This is a genomic window from Chitinophaga sp. (assembly GCF_035564935.1).
In the GTDB taxonomy this organism is placed as follows: Bacteria; Bacteroidota; Bacteroidia; order Chitinophagales; family Chitinophagaceae; genus Chitinophaga.
The window spans coordinates 1-2,159 of sequence record NZ_DATMTE010001075.1; the positions used below are offsets into that span (position 1 = coordinate 1).

A 2,159-nucleotide genomic window follows, 5' to 3' on the forward strand; every position below is an offset into this window, starting at 1 on the left:
CAGAATACGGCTCGGCAAAGCTGGATTGCTGCCAGGTTCCTCCTGCCAGTACGCTCAGCTTACCTTCTCCCAGCGTTTTATTGTAAGTGAGTTGAGGCTCTACAATATAGCTTTCAATATAATCGGAGGTATAAGTAGCAATTGATTCACCGGAGCTGCTGCTGGGATCGAGAGAGGTTTTAGGAAGATAGGTTTCATTTGTTTGTGTGATCTTATTATATCCGAGATTTACTTTTGCGTCTAATCCCGGTAGTATATTATATCGCAAACTGGCATTCGCCAATAAATTATTCGAACTGAAATTAGCCGATTGCAACAGGTAGGAGTCAGGATTGGAGAATCCGCCTGTCCAGTTTAAACTGCCATCCTGGTTATGCACAGGATAGTTGGGCGGCAATATGTACACAACACGGGTAATATCTGTGGCCACCTGGTTGTTGGATTCCTTGGTGTACATCGCCGAAACGCCCAGCGTAAATTTGCCGTTACGCGACGTATTATCCACACTCAGGTGAGAGGAATAACGCTTGTAGCCCCAGTCGCCGGGAAATACTGTGGATTCGTGCCTGAAAGTATTTGAAAAACGATACCGCAGATATTGATTCCCCCCTGAAAACGCGCCTGTAACTTCCGTTTGCTTAGCGGTGTTACCGATATAATCTTTCTGGAAATCCCTGGACTTCGTAGTATCCCAAACAGTGAGATCGGGGGCATTTGAAAAATCAGGTGTTACATTATCGTTAGCGAAAGCGGTTCTGCGCATAGCCAGGTATTCAGAAAGGTTCAGTACCGGTAAATAGTTGGTTACTTTGCCGGCGCCTGAATAAATATTGAAATCGAAATGTGGTTCCGATGTTTTACCTTTTTTAGTGGTGACCAGGATAACGCCATTAGCGCCCCTGGAACCGTAAATAGCAGTGGCATCGGCATCTTTCAATACGGATATCTCCGCGATATCTGCCGGGTTAATGGAGTTCATGGGATCTACCGCTCCCACCGCTCCTGCACTGGAAAATGGTGTTTCCGAGAATGGCACTCCATCAATAATGAATAACGGCATGCTTTTATCGACATTAGGCAGCGGAATGGTTTGCTGCTGGCGGATGGAAATGTTCATCTGGCTGCCAGGGCTGCCACTGGAACGGGTAATGAAAAGGCCTGGTACATTACCCTGTAATGCTTCGAGCACATTACTTACAGGTTGTCTTTCTATCTCTTCTGCCTTTATACTGGTAACGTTACCTGTGTTAAAGCGTTGCGTGGTGGTACCATAGGCAATCACCTGCACTTCGTCCAGTTTGGAAACGGAGGGAGGAAGTATTAATCTGAAACCTCCGGCGCCGGAAAGGACGGATTCTCCCGGTTTAAGCGCTACTCCGCCCGCTTTGCTTTCGGGGTAAGCAACTACAATGGCATTTGTGGCGGAGGTTACCTTTAGTTCTATGCTTCCATATCCAATCCTGGTTACCAGTAAAATATCGCCTGCATTGGCGTTAATGGTAAAAGAGCCATCGGCCTTTGTGGCAGTTCCTGTCCTGGTTCCTTTGATAAATACATTGGCGCCGGGAACAGGCTCGCCCTCGCGGGTTAGAATAGTACCGCTCACAGGAAACGGGGGAAGCGGATCTGAAGATATAACCACAGCGGCGCTATTTGCGGTTGGCTGCACGGCAGGATAGATGCTGATCGTTTTACTTCCGATCAGGTATTTTAAAGGTTGATTCCGGAACACGTTTTCAAGAAACTGCAAAAGCGGCTCATTGGTAGCCTGAACGGTAATCGGCTTGGCTTTCGACAGATCTGTTTCCTGGTACAGGAACAGGTAACCGGTTTGTTGTTTTACGGCAGAAAAAATTGTCTCAAGCGCTACATTTTTTCCCGAGAAGGTGACATTTTGAGAAAATCCTTTGGCTGTTACATTTAAAAAAGCAACCGTGAGAAAAAATACAGTTAGTTTCATCACTAACAAGATTTTGGTGAAAGGACGGGTACCCCCATGGGTAGACCATCCACAAAAAGCAGTTTTTGTCATACCTTTGAAACTGTTTTAGGTGCTGGATAAGCAGTCTGTGCAGACTTTGTTTTTGAATGTTACCTAAACTGCCCGGCCAATGATGTTTCCCCATCATTGGCTTTTTGTTTTAAGTAAGGGATGTATA

The 2,159-nt window shown here is 46.0% G+C and carries 1 protein-coding gene; it reads right to left on the reverse strand.

Annotated features, from left to right (window positions below; genetic code table 11):
* Positions 1–1,960, reverse strand: a 1,960-nt coding sequence (locus tag VN105_RS27745) for a SusC/RagA family TonB-linked outer membrane protein (protein ID WP_325646394.1), incomplete at its 3' end; no start/stop codon positions are given.
* Between the last annotated feature and the right edge of the window lie 199 nt (positions 1,961–2,159).